We start from the raw sequence: 21779 nt of genomic DNA, 5'->3' as shown, positions 1-21779 counted from the left end.
TCGGTGATGAAGACGACGGACAGGGCGGCACTGGACGATTGGTACGCGGTGGAGACGGTCGCCGATCTAGATGGCGCGCCGAGCCGCACGCGGCTGCTCGGCCAGGACATCGAACTGGTCCGTGACATCACGGGTGCAATCACGGTTCGGGAGATCCTGGACGACGGCAACCGCGGCCCCGCGCTGCCCGTCCGGCAGCGCTACGGCTGCGTCTGGACGACGCTGGGCCAGCCCGGAAAGGAAATCTTCGAGATCGCCGAGGCATCGGAACCCGACCGCCGCTACGTGCCCTGCGGCTGGGTGACGATGCGGGCTTCGGGTTTGCGTGTCGTAGAGAATTTCCTCGACATGGCGCATTTCCCCTTCGTGCATACCGACATTCTCGGTTCGGAGCCGCACACGGAAGTGCCTGCCTATCTGAGCGAGATACGTCGCGAGGTGGACGAGGTCTGGGCGACCAACTGCACGTTCTTCCAGCCGCGCATTGCCGCAACGGAAAGCTCCGGCGCGTTTGTGCATCTGACCTATCGTGTGCCGAGCCCATTCGTTGTGATGCTATACCGTGTATGCCCCGGAGCGCCCGGTCGGCTCGATGCGATCGCGCTGTTCATCCAGCCCATCGAGGAAGATCTCTGCCGCGCCCAGCCGGTCATGTACCTTGTCGATTCCGCTTCGACGCAGACGGCGTTGCTCAACTTCGAACAGGTCATCTTCCTGCAAGACCGGATCATCGTGGAGAACCAGCGGCCGCTGCGCCTTCCGCTCGAGCCGCGGATGGAAATCCCGACACGCGCCGACGGTTCCTCCATCGCCTACCGCCGCTGGCTGAAGGAAAAAGGCATTCGTTTCGGCACGACCGCGGTAGCCACATGACCGGACCGGATCTCCAGGTACTTCGCCCGGCCTCCGTTGCCGAGGCGCTGTCGTTGGCAGGCGAGGGCGCATCGCAACTGGTCGCCGGAGGCACGGCGCTGCAGCTCGGCTGGGCGAAAGGCCTGCCAAAGCCGGGGTGCCTCATCGACATCGGCCGTATCGCCGGCCTGAAGGGCATCCAACCGGCCGCCGATGGGTTTCGCATCGGCGCACTGACGACCCTGGGTGCCTTGGAGCGTGACCGGGCAATAGGCGAGAATTTGCCTCTGCTCGCAGCCGCCGTCCGCGCCACGGCGGGACCTGCCGTCCGCAATCTCGGAACGCTGGGCGGCAACGTCGCCGGGCGCATGGGTTGCCTTCTGCCGGCCCTGCTCGCGACCGACGCGAAGCTGGAGATCGTCTCACCGGCCGGGCACGCCGTCGTGTCGCTCGCGCAATGGCTGGCCGCCGCGCCGTCCGCGGGCCTCATCAAGGCGGTGATTGTTCGACCGCAACCAACTGCCGCTCGCTGGACCCATCGCAAAGTCGGCCTGCGCGCCGCATTCACCCCAAGCGTGGCCGGTGTCGCCGGGCTGGTCGAGACAGCGCATGATCGCATCATCGTCGCGCGGCTCGCGGCCAGCGGCGGCGGGCAAGCGGCCCGTCTCGACCGCGCTGAAGCGCTGCTTGTCGGCCGGCACCTGCGGGAGATCGATTGGGCCGAGCTGCACGCCGCAATTCTGGAAGAGACGCCGGCGATCGATGATGCATGGCGGTCCGACCGCTATCGGCGCAGTGTCGTGGCGAATGCGCTGGTCTTCGGGCTCGGCGGAAAGTTGTCCCAAGGAGCACATTCGCCGCGCCGGCGGACCGTACCGTCCGGAAACCCACCTGCCGAAATTCTCGTGTCCCGATCGGAGATCGGTGCAAGCTGGCACCAGCGGCCGGACGGTGCGCCGAAAATCGCAGGCAGGCTCGAATACCTGACCGACCATCGCGAGCCCGGCATGCTGGTCGGGCGCATTCGGCGTGCCGGCGTCCCCCATGCAAAGATCGTTTCCATCGATACGAGCGCGGCCGAGGCGCTGCCCGGCGTCGCGGCGGTTGTAACGCACCGCGACATCGCCGGCAGCAATGCCTTCGGCATTGTCGTGCAGGATCAGCCTGCACTGTGCTTCGACAAGGTGCGCTATATCGGCGACGCTGTTGCTGCCGTCGCCGCTGTTGACACGAAGACGGCCGAACGCGCGCTTGCTCTCATCAGGGTCGAATACGAGCCGCTGCCAATTGTGAGCGATCCCCAACAGGCACTCGCCGCTGGAGCGGAGCCGGTCCATGTCTCAGGCAATCTGCAGTGCAGCTTCGAGTTCACGCGTGGCGATGCCGCCACGGCTTTTGCCAAGGCGGCTCATATCGTCGAGGCTGTCTACGAAACGCCGAGCCAGATGCACGGCTTTATGGAGACGGAGGGCGGCTACGCTTTCGTCGGTACGGATGGTACCCTGAACGTCTTTGCCGGTGGGCAGCATGGCCGCCGCGACAGCATGCAGCTCTCGCGCATCCTCGGCATGCCGCAAGAGCAGATACGGGTGGTCACCAGCCCGACTGGCGGCGCTTTCGGCGGCAAGGACGAGCTGACCGTGCAGCCGGCCCTGGCCCTGCTGGCGCTGAAGACCGGACGCGCCGTGCGGCTGCATCTCGACCGGGCGGAATCTGTCATCGCGGGTACCAAGCGCAATGCGATGTGTATCCATATGCGCACCGCCTGCGACGCCGAGGGTCGTCTGCTCGCCCAGCAGGTGGATGTGATCGCGGATGCCGGCGCCTATGCGTCGCTCGGCCCGGGCGTGCTTGAGACGGCGCTCGAACACGCCTGCGGGCCATATGTCGTTCCCAACGTCCTCAGCTCGGGCAGGCTCGCCTACACCAATAACGGCGTCTGCGGCGCGTTTCGTGGCTTCGGTGCCAACCAGATGGCCTTCGCGGTAGAGTGCCAGCTGGACCGTCTGGCCGAAGCCGCCGGCATCGACATTATCGAGATACGGCGCCGCAATTTGCGCGAGCCTAGCACGCGAGGCCATCTCGGCCAGCAGGTCGCGCCGTCCGAACGTCTGGCCGAGATGCTGCAAGCCGCCGCTGCTGACCCGATCTGGGCCAAGCCGCGCGGCCCGTCGTTCGACGGCTATGAGACGATCGGCGTCGGCATGGCGATGAACTATCAAGGCAACGGACTCGGCACGCTGCCGCCGGACCCGGCCGGAGGCGCGTTGCGCCTGGCTCCGGATGGCGTGATCGAAGCACTCTACGGCCTGGACGAGATGGGACAGGGCCTGCTCACCTCGGTAAAAGCCGCGGTCGCCGGAGCGCTCGGCTGCGGCCGTGACGATGTCCGGCCGGTCACCGGCGATACGGCGGCGACGCCCGAATCCGGTTCCTCTACCGCCTCGCGCGGCACTCACGTAGTCTGGCGCGTCGCGGCAGTCGCCGCACCATCTTTTACGCGCGACCTGCTGGCCGCAGCGGGCCAGGTGCTTTGCCGCGAAGCCGGGAAGCTGGCGCTGGCGCCCGGCGGCATCGTCGAGCGACATTCCAACAGTGGTTCACTGCTCATGAGTTTCGCCGAGCTTGCCGAGGCGTTGCCTCCGGACCGGCTGCCAGTTGCTGCCGTCAGCTTCGAGTTTCCGAAATCGGACTATCTGGAAGGCAATGCACGCCTGATCTTCGCCTTCGGCGCGACACTGGCGCGCGTTGCCGTGAGCCGCATCACCGGGCAGGTACGCGTGCTCGAGCTCCATCAGCACACCGCGGCCGGACCGATGCTCGATGCTGCCGCCTATCTTGGCCAGATCGAAGGCGGCGGCGTCCAGGGGCTGGGCTTCACCCTCACTGAGGACGCGGCGATGCGGGATGGCCGGTATCTTGCCGGCAACCTCGATTTCTACATGCTGCCAGGCATTGCCGACACGCCGGAAAGCCTCGCGACCTTCGCGTTGGAGGATCTGGACGAGGACGACCCGTTCGGTCCGCGCGGAGTTGGTGAGCTTGGCATTGGCGCCGTGACGCCAGCCATCGTCAACGCGATTGCGGACGCCACAGGGGCTTGGCCCGAGCGCATCCCGGTCGATCCTGAATGGGTACTCGACGCCCTGCAGAGGAGTGCAGCGTGAGCGCCGAGATCGAGATTACCTTTAACCTCAACGGCTGCCGCCGGGCGCTGGCCGTGCCTGCCGAGTTACGCCTGATCGACCTGCTGCGCGACCATTTCGGCATGACTGCCGCCAAGGTGGCTTGCGGCATCGGCCGCTGCGGCGCTTGCTTCGTGCTGATGGACGGTCGCGCGATCAATAGTTGTCTGCTCATGTCGTGGCAGCTCGACGGGGCCACCATCATCACCCCGGAAGGTTTCGACGACGTTCCCGAAGCCATTGTCCTGCGCGAGGCTCTGGCGGCCGAAAACGCCTTCCAGTGCGGCTACTGCGCACCCGGCATCACTGTTGCGCTGACCGCCCTGCTGCTGGAGAATCCGGCTCCCGACGAGTCTCAGATCCGCGCTGCGCTCGAAGGCAATATCTGCCGCTGTACCGGCTATCATTCCATCATCCGCGGTGCTCTCGCCGCGGTCGAGGCGCTCGCTTGCGGGATACGGACATGACGGTCATCATTCGAAACTGTAAAGCCAGGCATGCAGGCGTCAAGGCGTTCCTGGCCAAACCCAGAATGCGGCACCTGATCGGCGGCGGCTGGCGCGACGCCAGCGATGGCGCAACCTTGCCCGCGACCGATCCTGCGAATGGCGACACGCTCGCGCTGCTGGCGCGAGGCACAGCCGATGACGCCGGGCGCGCCGTTGCTGCGGCGCGTGCTGCTTTCGAAGGCGAGAGCTGGCGCGACATGACACCGTCGGCACGCGGCAACCTGCTATGGCGCATCGCTGACCTGATTGAGCGCCATGCCGATGAGCTTGCAGAACTCGAGACGCTTGACCAGGGAAAGTCGCTGAAGACCTCGCGCTTCGCCGAGATTCCCGCCTCGGCCGAGCAGTTCCGCTATTTTGCCGGTTTTGCCACGAAAATCCTCGGCACGACCATCCCCACCTCCATCAGCTACCAACCGGCGGGCAGCAAGATTTTCGCCTATACGGTGCGCGAGCCTATTGGTGTCGTGGCAGCCATAACGCCATGGAATTCGCCGCTGCTCATGGCCTCGATGAAGCTCGCCCCGGCGCTTGCCGCCGGCTGTACGATCGTGCTCAAGCCGGCTGAGGAAACGTCGCTCACCGCGCTCAGGCTCGGCGAACTGATGATCGAAGCCGGCTTGCCGGACGGCGTCGTCAATATCGTGACCGGTCTCGGTGAAACTGTGGGCGCAGCATTGGCTGCAGATTCCGATGTCGATAAGGTCGCCTTCACCGGCTCGACGGAAGTCGGAAAGATGATCGTCTCCGCAGCGTGCGGCAATCTGAAGAAGCTGACGCTCGAGCTGGGCGGCAAGTCGCCGGCCATCATCATGCCCGATGCGGACATGGGGCTCGCAATCCCCGGAGTGGCCCGGGGGATCTTCGCCAATGCCGGCCAGGTGTGCGTCGCCGGCTCGCGTGTCTATGCGCATCGCTCGATCTACGACCGTCTGGTGGAGGGTCTGGCGGAAGAGGCGCGAAAGCTGCGTCTCGGACACGGGCTTGACCCGGATACCGACCTTGGTCCGCTGGTTAACGGAACCCAGGCTGCGCGCGTCGCCTTCTATGTCGGCGATGGTGCTTCCAGCGGCGCCGAGATCATCGCCGGCGGCCGGCGCTTCGAGAACTTCTTCGAGCCGACCGTGGTTACCGGCGTACGCCCGGACATGCGCATGATGCGCGAGGAAATCTTCGGCCCGGTCGTTGCCGTGACACCGTTCGACGATGTCGCGGAGGCGGTAAGCCATGCGAACGACTCGCCCTACGGCCTCGCCGCAAGCGTCTGGACCCGCGACCTTTCCACTGCGCATCGCCTTGCCGCACGTGTCCGGTCGGGCACCGTCTGGATCAATTGCCATTCCTACTTCTCGCCGGAATTGCCGAAGGGCGGCCACAAGCAATCCGGTTGGGGCTATGAGAACGGCGCACCGGGCCTGGAGAACTATCTCGAGACGAAAACGGTCTGCGCGGTGATTTAGCCACGCCTTTCCCGCGATATTCGTGGATCGGCGGCTGACAGCCCTTCCATCGGCGGACAAGGATTGATCGAAAATTGCTCGGATCCTCCTGAGGACCAGTTCCTTGACGGCGCTGGTCCACATCGATGTTGCGCTTGACTTGTCCATATTATCGGTAATAAGTCATACATATTGCCTCGAAAAAAGACGGCAGGTCTGGGAGGACCAATGAAAATCACGGCCATCAAGGCGCGCGTCTGCAATGCGGAAATGCGCAACTGGGTCTTCGTTCGCGTCGAAACCGACGAGCCCGGCCTGTTTGGCTGGGGTGAGGCAACGCTGGAATGGAAGACCCGAGCCGTCGTTGGGGCGCTTCAGGATCTTGAAGCCCTGCTCATCGGGCAAGATCCGCGCAATGTGGAGCAGTGCTACCAGATACTTACGCGGCACGGCTTTTGGCGTCTCGGCGTTGAGGGAATGTCCGCTGTCAGCGGCATCGAGATCGCGCTCTGGGACATCCTGGGCAAGTCATTGAGCGTCCCCGTCTGGCGCCTTTTGGGCGGCCAGGTTCGCAACTATCTGCGTACCTACACGCATCTCGGCCTCGGGGACATGAAGGCGGTCTATGAGACCGGATCCGCGGATGCGATCGTGGAACGCGGACGCACCGTGACGCAAGCAGGCTACGATGCGGTCAAGGTCGTCTGCATTCCCTACACCCACTACGTATCGCCCGCCAAGGCAGTCGACTCCGTTGCCAATATGGTTGGCTCACTTCGCGAGGCGGTAGGCCCGGATATCGACATCATGGTCGATTTCCACGGACGCCCTGCATCTGTTAACGCGGCGATGGATTACCTCAAAGCAATCGAGCCGGCCCGCATCATGTTCGCGGAAGAGCCCGTTCCACCCGAAGATGTTGCCGGACTGGCGCATATTACGGCGCGATCGGCCGTGCCGATCGCGTCCGGCGAGCGGCTGATCGGGCGCCGCGAATTCACGCACTCGATCGCAGCCCGCGCCTTCAACATTGCCCAGCCTGATATTTGCCACACTGGCGGTCTGCTCGAGACAAAGAAGATCGCGGCCATGGCGGAAACCGCAGGCATCGGCCTTGCGCCGCACAACCCGCTCGGTCCGATCGCCGGTGTGGCTGCTCTTCATTTCGGCATATCGACGCCAAACGTTGTCATTCAGGAGGAGATGTCCGGTGCCGTCGCCTGGTACGACGACGTGGTCACCTGGCCAATTCAGCGTAGACCAGGCCGCTGGGATCTGCCCGAACTGCCGGGCCTTGGCGTCACCGTCAATGAGGACGTGATCGCGCGCCACCCCTTCAAGCAGGAAGTGCTGCATGCCCGCAACGCCGTCATGCCGGACGGCACCGTGGTGGACTGGTGAATGCAATGGCAGGACGGCTGCAAGGAAAGATCGCAATCATCACGGGCGCCGGCCAAGGCATCGGTGCCGCCATTGCACGCGCCTTTGCGATGCAGGAGGCAAAGACCGTCATTGCCGAACTGAATGCGGTAAGCGGAAAAGCGATCGCCGACGAATTGCGTGCCCAGGGCGCGGACGCCCTGTTCATCGAGACGGACGTCACCGGCGCATCCGCGGTCGCGGACATGGTCTCCCGGACGATCACGACCTATGGTGGCGTCGACATTCTGGTCAACAATGCCGGTGCCAACGTCTTCTACGAACCGCTGGCGATGCCGGACGAGGAATGGGACCGCTGTCTCAAGCTCGACCTCCAGGCCGCATGGTTCTGCGCCAAGGCGGTCTTGCCGACGATGCTGGCGAAGGGCTCGGGGTCTATCGTCAACATAGCGAGCTGTCACGCGTTCCAGATCATTCCCCATACATTCCCGTATCCGGTCGCCAAGCATGCACTTTTGGGCCTGACCCGTTCGCTGGCCATCGAATATGCCGCGCGCGGTATCCGGGTGAACGCGATCGCCCCCGGCTATATCGAGACGCCGATCGCGGAAGCCTACTGGAACACATTCCCGAACCCCGCCGAGGAAAAGCGGCGAGCCCACGACCTCCATCCGCCCAAGCGAATTGGCCGGCCGGACGAGGTTGCAATGACGGCGGTTTTCCTCGCTTCGGACGAAGCGCCGTTCATAAATGCCGAGACGATCACCATCGATGGTGGCCGCTCGGTTCTCTACCACGACTAGCAACCACCATTGAGCTCAGGGAGGATCTTCATGAAAACCACAACAAAGGCTTTGGCGACATTTGCGGTACTGGCTGCCGGATTGATGAGTGGCGCAGCAAGCGCGGACGATATCAAGATCGGCTACATCAACAAGATGGGAGACCATCCATGGTTCGTCGCCGAAGTCGGCGGCGCCAAGAAAGCGGCGGAGGCGGCGGGGGCCGCTTTGGTGTCGCAGGACGTCCAGTTCGACGCCAATTTGACGATCACCACCTTCGACACGATGGTCGGCGACGGTGTGAAGGGAATCGCCATCGTCGTCCCCGACAAGGCGCTGGGACCGGTCATCGCGGAGAAAGCAAAGGCCGCAAAAATTCCCTTGGTGGCGGTGGACGACGATATCTACTACCAGGATGGCACCCAGGTCCCCTATGTCGGCATGAATGCCTACAACATCGGTGCGCGGGTGGGCGAAGAGCTTGCCAAGCTCTACAAGGCTGATGGCTGGGCGGGCAAAGAGGTGCGCATCGCCTCGATCGAGGACCGCAAGGCTGATACCTGCATGCAGCGCAACAAGGGCGCGGAAGAGGCGTTCTTGAAGGCGGTGCCCGATTTCAAGCCGGGCAACATTGTTCGCGTCCCCTACGATAACACGATGGTCAACGCCATCGACGTGATGACCACCACACTGACGGCCAATCCTAGCGTCACGAACTGGATATTCTATTCATGCAACGATGATGGTGTGCTGGGTGGTGCGCGAGCATTGGAGAATGCCGGCTATTCCGCAGACCAGGGCATGGGCATTGGCATCGACGGGAGCCGCGCCTGCGACGCCTTCGGATCCGGAAAGCCTTCGGCATTCCGTGGTACGATGTGGCTCAATTCGGCAAATCACGGCGCACTGGCGGTGAAGATCTTGTTGGCCTCCATCAAGGATGGAACCAAGCTACCCGTGCAATCCTTCACCGATCCGGAATACATCACTGCCGACAATTTTGCATCGGACTACAAAGCCAAGCTCTGCCACTGAACCAGATATGCGTCATGCGCCGCAGGCGCATGACGCTTTTTGGGCCGGCAGTTCGTCGGCAGGCACACGGGATCGATCCTCGGGAGTGAGCTTTGATGCAATCGGATTTCTTCTCGCTCGATAGGATATCGAAGCGCTTCGGCGTCGTGCAGGCGCTCGACAATGTCTCGATTGCCTTTCGGCCAGGAGAGGTGCTTGCCCTGGTTGGCGAGAATGGCGCCGGCAAGTCGACAATGATGCGAATTCTCGAGGGCGTGTTCGCACCGGACACCGGCATCGTGCTGCATGGCTCCACGCCGATCGTTTTCAGCGAACCGCGCGACAGCCACAGAGCCGGAATACGCGTCATCCATCAGGAGCCGGAGATCGTTCCGAACCTGACCGTGGCCGAGAACATTTTCGTCGGCGAACTGCCGCGGCTGGCAGGCGTCCTGCTCGACTGGCACAGGCTCGAGGACCAGACCGATAAGGTGCTTGCGACCTTCGGCATGCAGCAGGATATGCGGCCGCGTCAACTCTGCAGCACACTCGGTCCGGCACAGCGCCAGATGATCGAAATCATGCGCGCCATACGTGCCGGCGGCCGGCTGATCGCATTCGATGAGCCGACCTCGTCGCTGACCGACGACGAAGCGCGCCGTCTGTTTTCAGTAATTCGCCGGCTGCGCGAAGAGGGCACTTCGATCGTCTACATCTCTCACAGGCTGAACGAGGTCATCGACCTTGCGGATCGCATTGTCGTTTTGCGGGACGGCCGGCTGGTCGATGATTCCCCCGCGGCCGGTGCCAGCGAGCAGACCATAGCCAAGCTCATGGTCGGCCGCGACATTGCCGATCTGTTTACACGCGAGACGTGGCAATCGGGAAAACCGTTGCTTGAGGTGACGGGCCTGACCACCGACCAGGTCACCGATGTGAGCCTCAAGGTCCGCCGTGGCGAGGTGCTCGGCATTGCCGGCCTTATGGGTGCGGGTCGATCCGAACTGGCAAAGGCGATTGTCGGCTATGATAGGCGCGTCGACGGAAGCATAACGATGAACGGCGTGTCCGTTGGCCCTAACAGTCCGCATGCAGCGATCGTGGCGGGCATCGGCTTTGCCCCGGAAGACCGCAAGCACGAAGCCCTGCTGTTGTTCCGAAGCATTCTTGACAATGCCTCGCTGTGCGTGCCCGACAAGACGTCGACCTTCGGTTTCTTCAACCGGCGCAAGGCTCTGGAGATCGTCTCACCGCTTGCAGCAAAGATGTCGATCAAAGCACCCAACCTCGACGAAGAGGTTTCCAAACTGTCGGGTGGCAATCAACAGAAGGTCGTTCTCGCGCGCTGGCTTGCGCGGCAGCCGATGCTTCTCATCCTCGACGAGCCAACCCGCGGCATCGACATCGGCGCCAAGGCGGAAATCTATCGCCTGATCGACGAACTCGCCGCCAGCGGCATCGGCATCATCCTGATTTCCTCAGAAATGCCGGAACTGATCGGGCTCGCGGACAGGGTGCTTGTCATGGCTGGAGGTCGGATCACGGCCGAACTTTCCCGCCCTGACATCGACGAGACCACGATCCTGAAACACGCCATGCCGCAATCTGTAGCATCGCTCGGAGGACAAATTCAGTGAACAGCCTTGAGCTCAGCACAGCAACAACACAAACCGGCAAAAGGCGCGCTTCCTTGCGCATCGCAGAGCGCATCGGCATTCACAACATAAGCCTTCTTGTTGCTCTCGCCATTCTCGTGCTCATTTTCGGCACCCTGAGAGGCGACGTGTTCTTCTCGGGCCGAAACCTGCTGAACATCGGTCTAGGCATTACCATCCTGGGCGTTCTGGCGATGAGCCAGACCGTGGTCATCGTCGCCGGAGGGCTCGATATTGCCGTCGGCGCAATTGTCGGTCTGACCACAGTATCGACGGCAATGGCCATCCAGGCCACCGGATCACCCGCCGCGGGCATTCTTGCCGGCCTGGTCCTGGGCGGTCTTGCCGGCCTCGTGAACGGCATCATCATCACCTATGGGCGGGTCAACGCTGTCATCGCAACTCTCGGTACGATGGCGATCTTCCGCGGCATCGCGTTCATCATATCCGATGGGCAATCGATCGCGATTTTCAGCGACACTTTCCGCTTCATCGGGATCGGACGAATCCTCGGCCTGCCTCTGCTGATCTGGATTCTTTTGCTGACCGCGATCGTCTTCCATCTCTTCCTTGCCCGCTCGATCGTTGGCCGCAACATCTATGCCCTGGGCGGCAATCCCGTTGTCGCACGCTTCTCCGGCATCAATATCAATCGCTACCGCGTCGGCATCTACATCATGAGTGGAGTGGCAGCCGGATTGGCCGGGATTCTGTTGGCTGCCCGTACCGGCTCGGGGCAGCCCGTATCCGGATCCCAAGGTCTGGAACTCGAGGCCATCACAGCGGCCGTGCTGGGTGGCTGCGCCTTGCAGGGCGGGAAGGGTACGATCATCGGCGCGCTGCTGGGCGTCGCCATCATTGGCGTCCTCAACAACGGAATGATACTGACGTCCGTGCCAACCTTCTATCAGTTGCTTGCCAAGGGCTCGCTGCTGATACTTGCTGTGGTAATTGCCGAGTACCACTTGAACAGGACATGACGATGGACGCGGCGATCGCTTCGACTGGCCAAGGCACGCAGGACATTCCTGCCGCAGAGGGCGCCACGTCATCGCTCAAGGATCGCATCGCACGCGATCTCGGACAGCGAATCCTCGCCGGCTCCTACGCGCAGCACTCCGTCCTGCCGACGGAAGCCGAACTTTGCGTCATCTACGGGGCGAGCCGCACCGCGCTTCGCGATGCTCTTCTGACGCTTTCGGCGAAAGGATTGATCGAGGCACGCAAGCGGGCCGGGACGCGTGTGCGCGTGTCGAGCGAATGGAACAGGCTGGATGCACAGGTTTTGGAATGGATGCGCGATATCGAGCCCGATCTCGATTTCGTTCGGGGATTGATCGAGGCGCGGCTGGTCATTGAACCCGCTGCCGCCCAACTTGCGGCCAAGATGGCGACGTCAGGCGATCTCGCAGTCATCGAAGCGGCGTATGAAGCCATGCGCATTGCTCCGCAGGACGATCTTGCTGCGTGTCTCGATGCCGACGTCAGGTTTCATACGGCCATCCTTCGTGCCAGCCGCAACCCGGTATTCGCCAATCTCGGCAATATGCTTGCGGCCGCCCTCAGCTTCTCCTTCCGATTGACCACATCGGCCACCGCTAATTACCAGCAGACACTGAGCGCGCATGGCGACGTGCTGGAGGCAATTAGGATGCGCAGGGCCGACGACGCTCACGATCAGATGAAGGCGCTCATCGGGATCGCGTCGAACGACCTTCTTGCAGTGGCTCGCAAAGGCCGCCATCAACAGCCGATCGCCGCTGCCAAGGTCGACACCGTCTGAAGCTGATGGTCGGGACCATCAAGATCAGAAGCGGAGACCTGTCCGCTGAAATCGTCCCGTCGCTTGGGGCAGGTCTTGCGAGACTGGACTATGGGCGCGTGCCGATCTTCCGGCCTTGGCCAAACGGCGGGAGCAGCAACCCGGTCGATCTTGCCTGCAACCTGCTTTTGCCGTGGTCAAATCGCATCTCAGGCGGCGGATTCACATTCGACTCCAAATTCCACGAACTGCCTGCCAATGTTGCAGGCGAGCCATTTCCCATTCACGGCAATGGATTTTCGCGCGAGTGGGACGTCGACAGCGTAGCGCAAGACAACGCAAAGCTGTCGCTCATCAGCAACGGACCCGGCCCATATCGATATCGCGCCGAGGTGCGCTACGCTCTGACCGGACAGGGGCTCGAGCTGAAACTTCGCATCGTCAATCGGGCCTCGATCAGATTGCCGTTCGGGCTTGGCATCCATCCATGGTTCCCGAGAACGGCACGAACCGCGCTTCATGCGCCGGCCTCGCAGGTTTGTCTCGAACTGCTCAACCATCTCCCCGAACGGTTTGTGGATATCAAAACCCGTCCCGATTGGGATTTCGGCGCCCCAGTCGTGTTGCCGAGTGGATGGATAAACAATCTGTTTGCCGGTTGGGACGGCGTCGCCACGATATCGTGGCCGGAGCACAGTTGCAGCCTGCGGATTGAAGCTTCATCGCCCTTGAATTTTTACCTGGTCTATTCGCCATCGAAGGAGAGCGACTTCTTCTGTTTTGAGCCGCTCAGTCATGCTGTCGATGCTCACAATCGTGGTTCGATCGACAAATGGAATGGACTGTCGGTGCTTGGGCCTGGCGAGAGCCTGGCAGCCCGTTGCAGCTTCGCCGTCAGTTAGGCGGACCTCAGCGGCGCCCTCGAATTGGCGGATGTCGGTGTCGACCAGCAAGTCCGGGAAGAACGAAGCCGGCTTTTCGTCCAAACGGAGCTTGGGAAGATTGAACTCCAGCGACCGGGAACGCATGAGCCCGTTCGACGTTTGCCGGATGTCGCGGCGCGGTTCGTCCGCTTGACGGCCCTCCAAATGTGCCTAGCAGGATTGGATCAATGACGGATGTTGAACCAAAAGAATTCGTGCTCGCAGGCATCGTCATGAAGCGACTGGTCTCCGGCGAACAGACGGGAGGCTCGTTGAGTCTCTTCGAAAACAGAAGCGACGGGCACACGAAAACGCCAATCCATGTTCATGCGAATGACGACGAGACGGTCTACGTCATCGAAGGGAAGTTGACCGCACTCGTGGACGGTGTGATCCGAACGCTCTCGCCCGGCGAGAGCATGTTTTTGAAGCGTGGCATCCCGCACCAGCTTATGAATCCCGGCAATCAGCTCGTTCGCTATATCCTGATAGACACGCCAAGTGTGTTCGAGCAGTTTCTCGCCGAAGGTGGCCATGAACTCGGCAAGGGAGAAGTGGTCGGGCCGCCAACGCCTGCCGATATCGAGCGGCTCAAAGCAGCCGCGCCGAAGTATGGGATTACGCTTCTGCAAGAATGGCCAGCAAGAGAGTAGATGGCTTCATGATGGCGGCTTGGATCGCCCCTAAAGCCGGTCCTTGCCCGAGGAACCGGTATTAGCCGCCGGCAATCCAATCCGTGAGGCTGCGGGCAAAACTTCGCGGCACGATGAGTTCGCACGCGGTCTCGCCGGTGCGCAGGAAGAGCACGGAGACATGATGGAAGGATGTCAGCACGGCGCGGACCGGAGCGGCGGCCGGCGCGTGCCAGTCGACGGCAATGCAGCCGGACAGAAGCCTTGCGATACCAGGGCCGGCCATTTTCAAACGAACACGACCTTCCCCGAGGGGAACGGAACAGCCGAGATCGGGGTCTACGACAAGGGCTGGCGCTTGCGTGCCTTCGTCGAGAGCCAGCCAAAGGCGGCGAGGTGCAACGCGGATGGTTAAAAGGCCCTTGTGGCGAACCGTCTCTCCGACCGAAGCGGGAAGTTTCTTGCCGAGCGACGCCAAGACGCTCTTTTCGAATTGTCTCAGTGTCGCGTCCCAGCCCTCGATCTGGATAAGCGGACAATCGGCCACGGACAGGCTGAAATCCCGCGAAGAGGTCAAGCTAGCCATGCAGCCGTTCTCCCTGCGGATCGATGAATACCGGCGAGACAACGCGGGCGCGAACCGTTTCGGCCTTCATCGGATAGACCGCCACGACCTCGCTTCCTTCTGCCGCGACATCACCGGCAAGCAGGGCCAGCCCGACATAATGGCCGCGTTCGGGGCTGAAAGTGACGGAGGTGACGCGACCGCGCCCATGGCCATAGGGTTTCTCATCCGGCAGGAACAGGATGGCGCCGCCGCGCAGGCGTTTTCCGTCCTCGATGCATTCCAGTCCGACCAGACGCTGCCGGTTGGGCGCCTGGAGGGCAGGGCGCCATCGCAGGACGTCGCCGACGAAGCTGCTGCGCTTGCCGACCATGCGGCCGAGGCCGAGATCGTCGAGTGTCGTGCGCCCATCGATCTCTGGTCCGGCGACATGGCCCTTTTCGACGCGCAGCGCGCCAAGCGCCTCGACGCCGTAAGGCTTCAGGTCGAACAGTCTGCCGGCTTCGAGCAAGCGACTCCAGAGCTGTTCACCTGCAGTGGCGCCGACATAGACTTCGTAAGCACGCTCGCCGGAATAACTAAGACGCAGGATGCGGAGCCAACGGCCCTCCCACTCGCTTTCGAGTAGCCCCATATGCGGAAGCGCCGCGTCGGAGACGTCGAGACCAGGAAAAGCAGCGCTGAGGATTGCGCGGCTGTTAGGCCCGGCAACCGACATCGCCGCCCATTCATCGCTGACCGAGGTCACGGCCACGCGCAAATCCGGCCAGGCCGTGTCGAGCAGGAATTCGAGACGCGACAGCACATCGGCGGCCTTGGCGGTCGAGGTCGTCATGAAGAACCGGTTTTCCGCCAGCCGCGTCGTGGTGCCGTCGTCGAAGACAATGCCGTCGTCGCGCAGCATGACGCCGTAGCGGGCGCGGCCTACCGCCAGTTTGGCAAAGCCGTTGGCGTAGACGCGATCCAGGAATATCGCCGCATCCGGGCCCTGGACATCGATCTTGCCAAGGGTGGAAATGTCCATAAGGCCCGCCGCCTGACGTACGGTACGCATTTCGGCGACATAGGCCTCGCTCACGTCGCGCCCCGACTGCCGGTAGAAATAGGGCCGCATCCAGAGCCCGACCTCGAGCATCTCGGCGCCGTTCGCCATGTGCCAGTCGTGCATCGGCGTGCGGCGGATCGGCTTGAAATGATGGCCGATGGCGCGCCCGGCAAGCGCCCCGATGGCAACCGGCGTATAGGGCGGGCGGAAGGTCGTGGTGCCGGTCTCAGGAATCGTTGCGTTGCGCAGCGCTGCCATGGCGGCAAGTGCGGGAAAATTGCTGGTCTTGCCCTGATCGGTGCCCATGCCGAGCGTGGTGTAGCGCTTCAGGTGCTCGACCGATTCATAGCCTTCGCGATGGGCGAGTTCGATGTCCTTTGTCGTCACGTCCATCTGGAAATCGACGAAGGCTTTTCCACGATCGACGGAAGGGGCTTCGCGAAGCGAAATCGTGGCGGTCTGGTCCAGATCGAGTTTGGACGGAGCGGACACCGGCGCCGACTTGCCACAGGAGGCTGCCGCGTCGATGCCGGCGCGATGACCTTCCTCGATGGCTTCGGCAGTTGCATGGGCCCCCATCATCGCGCCGGCGCCGAACCGGCCGGCCGGAAACGCGCCCAGCACGAAGCCGCCGATGTCGTCGCGATAGACAGGTTTGACACCAAGGTGCGAGGTGAGATGCACGGTTGGCGACCAGCCGCCGGACACGCAGACCAGGTCGCAGGCGGCCGAGGACGGGCCGTCCGGCCCGTTGAGCGTTGTGTCCCTGACGGCATGGCCGCCACGCAGGTCGACGATCCGCGTCCCGGCCCGTATCATTACGCCGAGCCGTGCGGCTTCTGCGGCAAGTGCTGCTGGCGGGACTGCGCGAAGATCCGCAATCGTCACCTTCGCGCCGGCTACGGCATAGTCGAAGGCGGTGCGCCAGGCACCGTCATTGTTGGTGGCGACGACGATTTTTTTGCCCGGCAGGACGGCGAATCGATTGAGATAGGTCCGGGCGGCCGAGGCAAGCATGACACCGGGCCGGTCATTGTTCGAGAACACCATCGGCCGCTCGATGGCGCCGGTGGCGAAAACGATCGAACGGGCGCGCAGCATGGTGACCGTTTGCCGGGCCTCGCCATTCGGCAGCGGATCGGTTGGATCGCGCTGTTCGACCAGTCCAAGGACATTGCCGTCATAGCTGCCGAAAGCGGTCGTCCGCTTCATCAGCGCGACGGTTTCGAAGCCCTCCAACTCGGCCTCGGCCTGCCTCAGCCATGAGGCCGCTGCGCTGTCGGACGGTTCCGCCAGAAGCTGGCCGCCAAGCAGGAAATCCTGCTCGATCAGCGCGACCCGCGCGCCGGCCGCGGCGGCCGCCCGCGCTGCCGACAATCCCGCCGGGCCGCCGCCGACGATGGCGACATCGGCGAAGGCATGACGAACCTCGTAGCGGTCGGGATCAGCGTCGGTGCCGGCCCTACCCAGGCCGGCCGCCTTGCGGATGAAATGTTCGTAGAACATCCAGGCGCGGCGCGTCGGGCCCATGAAGGTCTTGTAGTAGAAGCCGGCGGACAGAAATGGTGCCAACAGCCCGTTGACGCTTTGCACGTCGAAGGCAAGCGATGGCCAGCGGTTCTGACTCTCCACGACCATGCCGTCGGCGAGTTCCAGTGTCGTCGCCGGCAGGTTCGGCTCGCGCCTGCCGGCGCTCCCGAGCGTAACCAGCGCATTCGGCTCTTCGGGCCCGGCGGAAAAAATGCCGCGCGGTCGATGATATTTGAAGCTGCGACCGACCAGGGTGACGCCATTGGCGAGCAGCGCGGAGGCAAGCGTGTCGCCGCGATATCCAGCCAGCTTGCGGCCGTCGAAAGTAAACTCGACCGGCCGCTCGCGGACGATGCGGCCACCCACCGACAGTCGTTTGCGGTTCGAACTCATGCCGGTGATTTCCTGAGAGTTGATTTCGTGGCCCGCAATTTTCTGGCGAAGTCGACGGCTGTGATGGCGTGGTTGCGTGTGTCGCGTTCGACCACCAGCCATTGCCGGCAACCGGTCACGTGTTGCCAGAATTCACGGTGCAGGCCGGCCGGGTTTGTCCTGACATAGACATAACGGTACCAGGCCTCCGGATCGGGATCGTCATGGGCCGGACGCGTGACCGAGGCATCGCCGCCATAGCGGAACTCGTCATGGTCGCGCGGGCCGCAGCAGGGGCATTCGATGAGCAGCATTTTGTTCCGCCTCCTATTGCAGCCAGGCGGAAGGACCGACGCCGGCTTCGTCGAGCGTGTGGCCGGTGCGGAAACGATCGAGCCCGTAGGCCGCGATCAAGGGATGCGGCTTGCCGGTGGCGATCGTGTGGGCGAAGCACCAGCCGGAAGCCGGCGTCGCCTTGAAGCCGCCGTAGCACCAGCCGCCGTTGAGATAGAGGCCGTCGATCGGCGTCGGGCAGATGATCGGGCTGGCATCGGGAGTCATGTCCATGACGCCGCCCCAGTGGCGCAGCAGGCGGACGCGCGAAATGCACGGCATCAGCGCAATCGCCGCCTCCGCCACTTCGCGCACGACGCCGAGATTGCCGCGCTGGGCGTAGGAATTGTAGCCGTCGAGATTGCCGCCGAAGACCAGCCCGCCCTTGTCGGACTGGCTGACGTAGAAATGGTCGGCGCCATAGGCGACGACTTGGTCTACCAACGGCTTCAGCGGTTCGGTGACAAAGGCTTGCAGGACATGGCTTTCGATCGGCAGTTCAAGGCCGGCCTTGGCACCGAGCACGGATGTATGACCGGCAACAGCGAGACCGATCTTGCCGGCGCCGATCCGGCCTTTCGTCGTTTCGACGCCGACGATGCTGTCGCCGTCGCGGACGAAGCCTGTCACTTCGCAGTTCTGGATGATGTCGACGCCATGGCCGTCGGCGGCGCGCGCATAGCCCCAGGCGACGGCGTCGTGGCGCGCCGTGCCCGCCCGGCCCTGGAAGATAGCGCCATGGATCGGAAAGCGGGCGGTGTCGGAAAAATCGAGATAGGGCACCAGCCTGCGCACTTCTTCCCGGTCGAGGATATCGGCATCGATGCCGTTCAGCCGCATGACATTGGCCCGGTGGCTGAAGCTGTCGAGCTGATCGGCGGAATGCGCTGTGACGAGCTGGCCGCGCTGCGAGAACATGACGTTGAAATTCAGCGCCCGCGACATGCCCTCCCAGAGCTTCATCGAGAATTCGTAGAACTGGGTGTTGCCGTCGAGCAGGTAGTTGGAGCGGATGACGGTGGTGTTGCGGCCGACATTGCCGCCGCCGACATAACCCTTTTCGAGCACCGCGACGTTACGGATGCCGTGGTTCTCGGCGAGGTAGAAGGCGGTGGCGAGGCCGTGTCCGCCGCCGCCAATAACGATCACGTCATAGGAAGATTTTGGCTCCGCTGCCCGCCAGGCGCGCTGCCAATTCTTCTGGCCGGACAGCGCGTTGCGTAAAATCGAAAATGCCGAGTAGCGCGCCATGTGTGCAGGCCTATCGAACGATCGGGCCGGCCGGCGTGCGGGTGAGCACTTCGGCACCCGCATCGGTCAAAAGCACCGTGTTGGAGACGAAGTCATTGCCGCGACCCGTTCCCATCAGCCACGACAGGATGTGGAAGCCCATCCCGGTCTCGATCTCGAGGTCGGAATCGTGCCTCAAGCCGGTCACCGAATTGCCGCCGGTCCATGACGGCGGCTGGCCGGCGCCGACAAGGTAACCGCAGTGATGGCGGCGATAGTGGGAAAGACCGGCCTCGTCGGCGACGGCCTGCCAGGCGGCGTAGACATCGCGCGCCTTGGCGCCCGGCCGCAGCGCCTCGATGACCGCGTTGAACGCCTTGGCGGTCACCTCCGCCATTGCGGCGTCTTCGTCGCTGATGTGGCCGATCCGAACAAGCCGGCCGAGCGGGGCGTGGTAGCGCGAGATGCACCCGGACAGTTCGACAAAGACCGGCTCGCCCTTGCGGTAGATCCCGTCGCCCCAGGTCGTGTGCTCTTCACCCAGGCGCGCGGCCGGGCGGATGAACGGTCCGAAGCCCGGCGCATGACCGCCGGCGCGGATCATTGCCGCAACACATTGGGCGGCGACCTCCTGTTCGGAAGCGCCATCGGAGATCGCGGCGATCGCGGCACCGGCGGCGGCGTCCGTCACCTTGGCGGCCCGCCGCATCAGCGCCTGTTCTTCGGCGCTCTTCACCCGCCGCATCTTGTCGATCAGACCGGAGACATCGCTCCACTTTGCATCTGCTTGCATCTGGAGCGCCACGGCAAGTCCATGGCTAAGGCCGGCCGTCCAGTATTCGAGGCCGATCCGCTTGCCGGACAGGCCAAGCTCTGTAAGCACCCGCGCGGCAAGGTCGGCCGCCGTTTCGCTGTCCGAATGGCCACGGAATTCCGCTGCCTTCACCTGATTCTCGATCGTCACCTTTTCCATCGAGCGGGTGACCAGGACGGGGTTTCCCCGGAGCGGGACGATCAGCAGGTGAGGGGCAAAATACCCCCAGTGATCGAGCCCGGTGAGATAGAAGACGTTCTCCGGCGAGGCAAACACCGCCGCGTCGAGCTCGCGTTCGACCAGTGCAGTACGGACCTTTGCCAGGCGGCTGGCGATTTCGGCTTCGGAAAACGGATTGCGGTCCATCGGGCGTCCTCGTGCTTGTTGCCGGCTTGCTGGCGGGCATGGTCTTTTCGGCAGCCGGTTTCCCGGCCGCCATGTCAGTCGATGACGATGAGTTCGCGCGCCACATCGCAGAGGCGTTCGCCGCCACGTTCCGTGACGACGAACGATTCCGAGATGGCGATGCCGAAATCGTCGAGCCAGACGCCGGCCATGAAATGGAAGCACATCCCAGGCTGCATCTCGGTGGTGTCGCCGGGACGAAGACTCGCGGTACGCTCGCCCCAATCGGGCGGGTAGGCGAGTCCGACCGGATAGCCGACGCGGCTGTCTTTCTTCAGCCCGTTCTTCCTCAAGACTGCCTGCCAGGCGGCTTCCACCTGTTCGGCGGTGTTGCCGGGGCGCGCCTTCTCGAGGCCAGCATCGACGCCCTCGACGATCGCCTTGGCCATGTCGAGGATGGCTTGCGGCGGCTTGCCGAAATGTACCGTTCGGGTCAGCGCTGCATGATAGCGGCGCCGCACGCCGGCGATCTCCAGAATGGCGAGGCCGCTGTCCGGCAGCGGCGCGTCGGACCACGTCAGGTGCGGCGTGCTGGTGCCCTCGCCAACGGGCATCAGCGGACAGATCGCGGCATAGTCGCCGCCCGCTCCGGGCACGCCCATAATCTGTGCGTGATAGATTTCCGCAATGACATGGTTCTGAGGCACGCCAGGCCGCATTTTCTCGATGGCGCGGTTCATGGCATGCGTGCAGATCGCACCCGCCTCGCGGATCAGCACTAGCTCGGCTTCGGATTTCACCAGCCGCGCCCAGTTGACGAGATCGTGGTTGTTGGCGAAGTGCGCGTCGGACAGCCCCTCGACAAGGTGGGCGTGGCAGCGCGCAGTGTAATAATGCGCGTCCATCTCGACGCCGATACGGGCCTTTCCCCAACCGCGCGACCGGATCAGTTGGGCGAGTTCGTCATAGGGGTGTTCGACCGGCTGCTGCACCAGCCGTTCCGAGAACGGCACGATGTTTGTCTCGGGCAGGCCGGTGGTCAGGCGTGCGCTCTTGGCATCCTGCGCCCTGCCGAACCAGATCGGCCGGTCCTCCTCCAGATGGACGAGCACGCACTGCGGAACGTAGAACGACCATCCGTTATAGCCGGTCAACCAGCACATGTTGGCTGGATCCTGACAGACGATGAGATCGAAGCCGGCTTTTTGCATGCGTGTCTTCACGCCGGCGAGGCGCTGCCCATACTCCGCTTGCGTGAATGTCCCGAGCCCGTCCGCGGTCGCCACCGAAATCCTGCCTTCCAGGTACGCTGTTTGCCCTTTCGTAAAAAAGCAAACAGGCCAAATTGTGCACAACTCGACATCGATTTATTGGCTAACTACGAATTATCGTCGAATTTTCTTGGTTTCTAT

18 protein-coding genes are annotated in these 21779 nt (G+C 63.2%); 12 read left to right on the top strand and 6 right to left on the bottom strand.

Annotated elements, in window-relative coordinates; genetic code table 11:
* Positions 1-6: 6 nt before the first annotated feature.
* The 12 genes from NKH23_RS19070 (at position 7) to NKH23_RS19015 (ending at position 14154) form a co-directional block, all read left to right on the top strand.
* Complete coding sequence (locus NKH23_RS19070; protein ID WP_352716762.1) at positions 7-873, top strand: aromatic ring-hydroxylating dioxygenase subunit alpha; 867 nt, start codon at positions 7-9, stop codon at positions 871-873.
* Entirely contained in the window at positions 870-4019 is a 3150-nt protein-coding gene (locus NKH23_RS19065) for a molybdopterin cofactor-binding domain-containing protein (protein ID WP_353016037.1), read from the top strand. Before NKH23_RS19070 ends, NKH23_RS19065 begins: the two co-directional genes overlap by 4 nt.
* Positions 4016-4504 carry a (2Fe-2S)-binding protein gene (locus tag NKH23_RS19060; RefSeq protein WP_352716572.1) on the top strand — a complete coding sequence of 163 codons (489 nt, stop codon included), beginning with the start codon at positions 4016-4018 and terminating at the stop codon, positions 4502-4504. The genes NKH23_RS19065 and NKH23_RS19060 overlap by 4 nt, the downstream gene beginning before the upstream one ends.
* Positions 4501-6006, top strand: coding sequence for an aldehyde dehydrogenase family protein (locus NKH23_RS19055; RefSeq protein WP_352716573.1), 1506 nt, complete (start codon positions 4501-4503; stop codon positions 6004-6006). Before NKH23_RS19060 ends, NKH23_RS19055 begins: the two co-directional genes overlap by 4 nt.
* A 207-nt stretch (positions 6007-6213) precedes the next feature.
* Entirely contained in the window at positions 6214-7386 is a 1173-nt protein-coding gene (gene dgoD / locus NKH23_RS19050; RefSeq protein WP_352716575.1) for a galactonate dehydratase, read from the top strand.
* Between the two features lie 5 nt (positions 7387-7391).
* Positions 7392-8168, top strand: a complete 777-nt coding sequence (locus NKH23_RS19045) for an SDR family oxidoreductase (protein WP_352716577.1) — start codon at positions 7392-7394, stop codon at positions 8166-8168.
* Positions 8169-8198: 30 nt separating this feature from the next.
* Positions 8199-9182 carry a substrate-binding domain-containing protein gene (locus tag NKH23_RS19040; protein ID WP_352912415.1) on the top strand — a complete coding sequence of 328 codons (984 nt, stop codon included), beginning with the start codon at positions 8199-8201 and terminating at the stop codon, positions 9180-9182.
* 95 nt (positions 9183-9277) lie between these two features.
* Positions 9278-10798: a sugar ABC transporter ATP-binding protein gene (locus NKH23_RS19035; RefSeq protein ID WP_352912413.1), complete on the top strand. Its 1521-nt coding sequence runs from the start codon at positions 9278-9280 to the stop codon at positions 10796-10798.
* Positions 10795-11796 (top strand): ABC transporter permease, encoded by a 1002-nt coding sequence (locus tag NKH23_RS19030; RefSeq protein ID WP_352716582.1) that lies wholly within the window; start codon positions 10795-10797, stop codon positions 11794-11796. Before NKH23_RS19035 ends, NKH23_RS19030 begins: the two co-directional genes overlap by 4 nt.
* Positions 11797-11798: 2 nt before the next feature.
* Entirely contained in the window at positions 11799-12599 is an 801-nt protein-coding gene (locus tag NKH23_RS19025) for a FadR/GntR family transcriptional regulator (protein WP_352716583.1), read from the top strand.
* A 5-nt stretch (positions 12600-12604) separates the two neighbouring features.
* Positions 12605-13480 carry an aldose 1-epimerase gene (locus NKH23_RS19020; RefSeq protein WP_352716585.1) on the top strand — a complete coding sequence of 292 codons (876 nt, stop codon included), beginning with the start codon at positions 12605-12607 and terminating at the stop codon, positions 13478-13480.
* Between the two features lie 209 nt (positions 13481-13689).
* Complete coding sequence (locus tag NKH23_RS19015) at positions 13690-14154, top strand: cupin domain-containing protein (protein WP_352716586.1); 465 nt, start codon at positions 13690-13692, stop codon at positions 14152-14154.
* 61 nt (positions 14155-14215) lie between these two features.
* Here NKH23_RS19015 and NKH23_RS19010 read toward each other — a convergent pair whose 3' ends face one another.
* From NKH23_RS19010 to NKH23_RS18985, 6 genes are all read right to left on the bottom strand, one after another.
* Positions 14216-14719 carry a sarcosine oxidase subunit gamma gene (locus NKH23_RS19010; RefSeq protein WP_352716587.1) on the bottom strand — a complete coding sequence of 168 codons (504 nt, stop codon included), beginning with the start codon at positions 14717-14719 and terminating at the stop codon, positions 14216-14218.
* The gene (locus NKH23_RS19005; protein WP_352912410.1) at positions 14712-17666 is read right to left on the bottom strand and encodes a sarcosine oxidase subunit alpha family protein; all 2955 of its coding nucleotides are present in this window, start codon (positions 17664-17666) and stop codon (positions 14712-14714) included. The genes NKH23_RS19010 and NKH23_RS19005 overlap by 8 nt, the downstream gene beginning before the upstream one ends.
* Positions 17663-17959 (bottom strand): sarcosine oxidase subunit delta, encoded by a 297-nt coding sequence (locus NKH23_RS19000; protein WP_352716590.1) that lies wholly within the window; start codon positions 17957-17959, stop codon positions 17663-17665. Before NKH23_RS19000 ends, NKH23_RS19005 begins: the two co-directional genes overlap by 4 nt.
* 13 nt (positions 17960-17972) lie before the next feature.
* A complete protein-coding gene (locus NKH23_RS18995; RefSeq protein ID WP_352716592.1) occupies positions 17973-19229 on the bottom strand; it encodes a sarcosine oxidase subunit beta family protein in 1257 nt (418 codons plus the stop codon).
* A 10-nt stretch (positions 19230-19239) separates the two neighbouring features.
* Positions 19240-20388: a M24 family metallopeptidase gene (locus tag NKH23_RS18990; RefSeq protein WP_352716594.1), complete on the bottom strand. Its 1149-nt coding sequence runs from the start codon at positions 20386-20388 to the stop codon at positions 19240-19242.
* A gap of 74 nt (positions 20389-20462) precedes the next feature.
* Positions 20463-21653, bottom strand: coding sequence for a M24 family metallopeptidase (locus tag NKH23_RS18985; protein WP_352977254.1), 1191 nt, complete (start codon positions 21651-21653; stop codon positions 20463-20465).
* Positions 21654-21779 lie beyond the last annotated feature (126 nt).

This window comes from Mesorhizobium sp. M1328 (genome assembly GCF_040318075.1).
Taxonomy (GTDB): Bacteria; Pseudomonadota; Alphaproteobacteria; order Rhizobiales; family Rhizobiaceae; genus Mesorhizobium.
The sequence above is the reverse complement of the archived record's forward strand: the minus strand, read 5'-3'. Positions and strand labels throughout refer to the sequence as shown.

Bases quoted from the DNA above. Each gene is read 5' to 3' on its own strand.
- NKH23_RS19070 (WP_352716762.1), top strand. From the start codon at position 7: ATGAAGACGACGGACAGGGCGGCACTGGACGATTGGTACGCGGTGGAG.
- NKH23_RS19065 (WP_353016037.1), top strand. From the start codon at position 870: ATGACCGGACCGGATCTCCAGGTACTTCGCCCGGCCTCCGTTGCCGAG.
- NKH23_RS19055 (WP_352716573.1), top strand. From the start codon at position 4,501: ATGACGGTCATCATTCGAAACTGTAAAGCCAGGCATGCAGGCGTCAAG.
- dgoD (WP_352716575.1), top strand. From the start codon at position 6,214: ATGAAAATCACGGCCATCAAGGCGCGCGTCTGCAATGCGGAAATGCGC.
- NKH23_RS19045 (WP_352716577.1), top strand. From the start codon at position 7,392: ATGGCAGGACGGCTGCAAGGAAAGATCGCAATCATCACGGGCGCCGGC.
- NKH23_RS19040 (WP_352912415.1), top strand. From the start codon at position 8,199: ATGAAAACCACAACAAAGGCTTTGGCGACATTTGCGGTACTGGCTGCC.
- NKH23_RS19035 (WP_352912413.1), top strand. From the start codon at position 9,278: ATGCAATCGGATTTCTTCTCGCTCGATAGGATATCGAAGCGCTTCGGC.
- NKH23_RS19025 (WP_352716583.1), top strand. From the start codon at position 11,799: ATGGACGCGGCGATCGCTTCGACTGGCCAAGGCACGCAGGACATTCCT.
- NKH23_RS19020 (WP_352716585.1), top strand. From the start codon at position 12,605: ATGGTCGGGACCATCAAGATCAGAAGCGGAGACCTGTCCGCTGAAATC.
- NKH23_RS19015 (WP_352716586.1), top strand. From the start codon at position 13,690: ATGACGGATGTTGAACCAAAAGAATTCGTGCTCGCAGGCATCGTCATG.
- NKH23_RS19010 (WP_352716587.1), bottom strand. From the start codon at position 14,719: ATGGCTAGCTTGACCTCTTCGCGGGATTTCAGCCTGTCCGTGGCCGAT.
- NKH23_RS19005 (WP_352912410.1), bottom strand. From the start codon at position 17,666: ATGAGTTCGAACCGCAAACGACTGTCGGTGGGTGGCCGCATCGTCCGC.
- NKH23_RS19000 (WP_352716590.1), bottom strand. From the start codon at position 17,959: ATGCTGCTCATCGAATGCCCCTGCTGCGGCCCGCGCGACCATGACGAG.
- NKH23_RS18995 (WP_352716592.1), bottom strand. From the start codon at position 19,229: ATGGCGCGCTACTCGGCATTTTCGATTTTACGCAACGCGCTGTCCGGC.
- NKH23_RS18990 (WP_352716594.1), bottom strand. From the start codon at position 20,388: ATGGACCGCAATCCGTTTTCCGAAGCCGAAATCGCCAGCCGCCTGGCA.